The sequence below is a fragment of the Hydrogenophaga sp. genome (assembly GCF_031426985.1).
Lineage (GTDB): Bacteria > Pseudomonadota > Gammaproteobacteria > Burkholderiales > Burkholderiaceae_C > Hydrogenophaga.
This window is the reverse complement of the sequence record NZ_JASJOY010000131.1, coordinates 1-4,902: the sequence shown is the minus strand read 5'-3', so window position 1 is coordinate 4,902 and position 4,902 is coordinate 1. Positions and strand designations below refer to the sequence as shown.

Below are 4,902 nucleotides of genomic sequence, written 5' to 3'. Positions count from 1 at the left end.
GCGATCTTCTTGCCGTTGGGCGTGCGGCCCACGGCCTGCAGCACCAGGTCGTAGATGCCTTCGCTCTTCGTGCCGTCCAGCCCCTCGAACTGCACCTTGATGCCTTCGGGCGTCGCTTCGGCCCCGACCGTCTTGGTCTTGAGCATGATGTTGTCGAAGCGGCCCTTGTTCATCTTCTCCCAGACCTTGACCAGGTCACGGTCGGCGCCCTGCATCAGGCCGTCCATCATTTCCACCACGTCCAGGCGGGCGCCCAGCGTGCTGTAGACGGTGCCCATCTCCAAGCCGATGATGCCGCCGCCGACGATGAGCATCTTCTTGGGCACGCCTTGCAGCGCCAGCGCTCCGGTGGAGTCCACGACGCGCGGGTCGTTGGGCATGAAGGGCAGGCGCACCGCCTGCGAACCAGCAGCGATGATGCACTTCTTGAAGGCCACGACCTTCTTGCTGCCTGTCTTGTCCTGGCCGGTGCCCGTCGTCTCTTCCACTTCGACGTGGTTGGGACCAACGAAAGCGCCGTAGCCGCGCACGGTGGTGACCTTGCGCATCTTGGCCATCGCGGCCAGACCACCGGTCAGCTTGCCGATGACCTTTTCCTTGTGGGCGCGCAACTTGTCCACGCTCACCGTGGGTTTGCCGAATTCCACGCCCAGGTCGCCCAGGTGCGAGACCTCGTCCATGACCGCCGCCACGTGCAGCAGCGCCTTGGACGGGATGCAGCCCACGTTCAGGCAGACGCCGCCCAGCTGGGCGTAGCGCTCGACGATCACGACCTTCAGGCCCAGGTCGGCCGCGCGGAAGGCGGCCGAGTAGCCGCCAGGGCCGGCGCCCAGCACCAGCAGGTCGCAGTCGATATCGGCAGAACCGCCGAAGCTGGCGGCCGTGGGGGCCACCACCGGCGCGGCGGCCGGGGCCGCAGCGGGTGCGGCGGCAGGCGCAGGTGCCGCTGCCGTTGCAGGGGCCGCCGCAGCGCCTTCTGCTTCCAGCACCAGCACAACCGAGCCTTCCTTGACCTTGTCGCCCAGGGCGACCTTGAGTTCTTTCACCACGCCGGCGTGCGACGAGGGAATTTCCATCGAGGCCTTGTCGGACTCGACGGTGATGAGGCTCTGCTCGGCCTTGACGGTGTCGCCCGGCTTGACCAGCAGCTCGATGACCGCGACCTCGTCGAAGTCGCCGATGTCGGGAACCTTGATGTCCATGAGTGCCATGTTCAGGGTCCCTTCTTAGAGCAGCACACGGCGGAAGTCGCCGAGGATCTGGCCGAGGTAGGCGTTGAAGCGGGCCGCCGCAGCGCCGTCGATCACGCGGTGGTCCCAGGTCAACGAAAGCGGCAGCATCAGGCGCGGCACGAAGGCCTTGCCGTCCCACACCGGTTCCATGTTGCTCTTGCAGACGCCGAGGATGGCGACTTCGGGTGCGTTGATGATGGGCGTGAAGTAACGCCCACCGATGCCACCCAGTGACGAGATGGTGAAGCAGGCGCCGGACATGTCGGCCGGGCCGAGCTTGCCGTCGCGCGCCTTCTTGGCGAGTTCGCCCATTTCCTGGCTGATCTGCAGCACGCCCTTTTTGTCGGCGTCCTTGATCACGGGAACCACCAGACCGTTGGGCGTGTCGGCCGCGAAGCCGATGTGGAAGTACTGCTTGTAGATCAGTGCGTCACCGTCCAGCGAGCTGTTGAACTCGGGGAATTTCTTGAGCGCGGCCACGCAGGCCTTGATCAGGAAGGCGAGCATGGTCACCTTGACGCCGCTCTTCTCGTTTTCCTTGTTGGTGGAAACGCGGAAGGCTTCGAGGTCGGTGATGTCGGCGTCGTCGTGGTTGGTGACGGCCGGGATCATGATGGCGTTGCGCAGCAGGTTGGCGCCGCTGATCTTCTTGATGCGGCCCATCTCCTTGCGTTCGATCGGACCGAACTTGGCGAAGTCCACCTTGGGCCAGGGGATCAGGCCCAGCTCGGAACCGCCGCCACCGGTGGATGCCGGCGCCTTGGCCTTTTGCGCAGCCGTCTGCACCGCGCCGGACATGACGGACTTGGTGAAGCCCTGCACGTCGTCCAGCGTGATGCGGCCCTTGGGGCCCTTGCCTTGCACTTCGGCCAGCGGCACGCCGAGTTCGCGGGCGAACTTGCGCACCGAGGGCGAGGCGTGCGGCAGGCCCAGCGCCGGGGTGGCGGTGGGGTTGTGGGCCGGGGCGGCTTCTGCCGACGCAGTGGCAGCCGCGGGAGCGGCCACGGCGGCGGCAGGAGCAGTTGCGGGTGCTGCGGCAACGGGTGCCGGAGCAGCAGCCGCCGCGCCAGCGGCGCCTTCCAGGATGGCCAGCAGGTCACCGATGTTGACCGTGTCGCCGACCTTGACCTTGAGCTCCTTGAGCACGCCGGCGTGCGAGGACGGGATCTCCATCGAAGCCTTATCGGACTCGACCGTGATCAGGCTCTGCTCGACCTTGATGGTGTCGCCGGGCTTGACGAACACTTCAATGACGGCGACGTCCTTGAAGTCGCCGATGTCGGGCACGCGCACTTCCACCGGGCCGGCGGCGGCGGGTGCCGCGGCCGGAGCGGCCACCGCAGCGGCGGCCACGGGTGCGGGGGCTGCAGCAGCAGGCGCTGCGGCGGCAGGCGCCGGTGCAGCGGCCTCACCGGCGGCTTCCACCACCAGCACCACCGAGCCCTCTTTCACCTTGTCGCCCAGGGCCACGCGCAGTTCTTTCACCACGCCCGCCGTGCTGGACGGAATTTCCATCGAGGCCTTGTCGGACTCGACCGTGATCAGCGACTGTTCGGCCTTGACCGTGTCGCCCACCTTGACCAGCAGTTCGATGACCGCCACTTCGTCGAAGTCGCCGATGTCCGGGACTTTCACTTCTACCAGTGCCATGTTCTTGTCTCCGGATGTTTATGCGTACAAGGGGTTGATCTTGTCGGTCTTGATGCCGTACTTGGCGATCGCCTCAGCGACCTTGGCCAGCGGCAGCTTGCCCTCATCGGCCAGCGCGCGCAGGGCGGCGATGACGATGTAGTGGCGGTTGATCTCGAAGTGCTCGCGCAGCTTGCTGCGGAAGTCGCTGCGGCCAAAGCCGTCGGTGCCCAGCACCTTGTACGAACGGCCCTTGGGGATGAAGGGACGGATCTGCTCGGCGTAGTTCTTCATGTAGTCGGTGGAAGCGACCACCGGGCCGGCGTGCTTTTCCAGTTGCTGCGTCACGAAAGGCACGCGCTGGGCTTCCGTCGGGTGCAGCAGGTTGAAGCGCTCGGCGTCCTGGCCGTCGCGGGTCAGTTCGTTGAAGCTCGGGCAGCTCCACACGTCGGCCTGCACACCCCAGTCGGTCGCCAGCAGCGCCTGTGCCGCGATCGACTCGCGCAGGATGGTGCCGGAGCCCAGCAGTTGCACGCGTTTGTCGCCCTCGGCGCCCGGCTTGCACAGGTACATGCCCTTGATGATCTGCTCTTCCGTGCCGGCGGTCAGGCCGGGCATGGCGTAGTTTTCGTTCAGAAGCGTCAGGTAGTAGAAGACGTTGTCCTGCTTCTCCACCATGCGCTTCAAGCCATGGTGCAGGATCACGCCGACTTCGTGTGCGAAGGTCGGGTCGTAGCTGATGCAGTTCGGGATCGTGCCGGCCAGGATGTGGCTGTGGCCGTCTTCGTGCTGCAGACCTTCGCCGTTGAGCGTGGTGCGGCCCGAGGTGCCGCCGAGCAGGAAGCCGCGCGCCTGCATGTCGCCGGCCGCCCAGGCCAGGTCGCCGATGCGCTGGAAGCCGAACATCGAGTAGTACACGTAGAACGGCACCATGATGCGGTTGCTGGTGCTGTAGCTGGTGGCCGCCGCGATCCAGCTGCTCATGCCGCCGGCCTCGTTGATGCCTTCCTGCAGGATCTGGCCGGCCTTGTCTTCCTTGTAGTACATGACCTGGTCTTTGTCGACCGGGGTGTACTGCTGACCCGCCGGGTTGTAGATGCCGATCTGGCGGAACAGGCCTTCCATGCCGAAGGTGCGGGCCTCGTCCACCAGGATGGGCACCACGCGCGGGCCCAGGGCCTGGTCGCGCAGCAGCTGGGTCAGGAAACGCACATAAGCCTGGGTCGTGGAGATTTCACGGCCTTCGGCGGTCGGCTCCATCACGCTCTTGAACGTTTCCAGCGAGGGCACGGTGAAGCTCTCGTCGGCCTTGGTGCGGCGGTGCGGCAGGTAGCCACCCAGGGCCTTGCGGCGCTCGTGCAGGTATTTCATCTCCGGCGTGTCGTCGGCCGGCTTGTAGAACGGGATCTTGGGAAGCTCGCTGTCCGGGATCGGCAGGTTGAAGCGGTCGCGGAAGATCTTGATGTCCTCGTCGGTCAGCTTCTTGGTCTGGTGCACGTTGTTCTTGCCCTCACCGGCCTTGCCCATGCCAAAGCCCTTGACGGTCTTGATCAGCAGCACGGTGGGCTGGCCTTTGGTGTTCACGGCCTGGTGGTAGGCGGCGTACACCTTCTGCGGGTCGTGGCCACCGCGGCGCAGGTTCCAGATGTCGTCGTCGCTCAGGTGGGCCACCATCTCCAGCGTCTTCGGGTCGCGGCCGAAGAAGTGCTTGCGCACATAGGCGCCGTCGTTGGCCTTGAACGACTGGTAATCGCCGTCCAACGTGTCCATCATGAGCTTGCGCAGCGCGCCGTCCTTGTCGCGCGCCAGCAGCGGGTCCCAGTTGGAACCCCACAGCAGCTTGATCACGTTCCAGCCGGCACCGCGAAACTCGCCTTCGAGCTCCTGAATGATCTTGCCGTTGCCGCGCACCGGGCCGTCCAGGCGCTGCAGGTTGCAGTTCACCACGAAGATCAGGTTGTCGAGGTTCTCGCGCGCGGCCAAGCCGATGGCGCCCAGCGACTCGACCTCGTCCATCTCACCGTCGCCGCAGAACACCCAG

3 protein-coding genes are annotated in these 4,902 nt (G+C 65.7%); all 3 read right to left on the bottom strand.

Annotation, left to right across the window (positions count from 1 at the left end; all coding sequences use genetic code 11):
- On the bottom strand, positions 1-1,211 hold a 1,211-nt coding region (locus RMP09_RS15585), incomplete at its 3' end, for an FAD-dependent oxidoreductase (RefSeq protein WP_310566902.1).
- A gap of 15 nt (positions 1,212-1,226) precedes the next feature.
- Positions 1,227-2,882: a dihydrolipoyllysine-residue acetyltransferase gene (aceF, locus tag RMP09_RS15580; RefSeq protein ID WP_310566901.1), complete on the bottom strand. Its 1,656-nt coding sequence runs from the start codon at positions 2,880-2,882 to the stop codon at positions 1,227-1,229.
- Between the two features lie 18 nt (positions 2,883-2,900).
- A partial coding sequence (gene aceE / locus RMP09_RS15575; RefSeq protein WP_310566900.1) for a pyruvate dehydrogenase (acetyl-transferring), homodimeric type occupies positions 2,901-4,902 on the bottom strand: 2,002 nt, incomplete at its 5' end.

Bases quoted from the DNA above. Each gene is read 5' to 3' on its own strand.
- aceF (WP_310566901.1), bottom strand. From the start codon at position 2,882: ATGGCACTGGTAGAAGTGAAAGTCCCGGACATCGGCGACTTCGACGAA.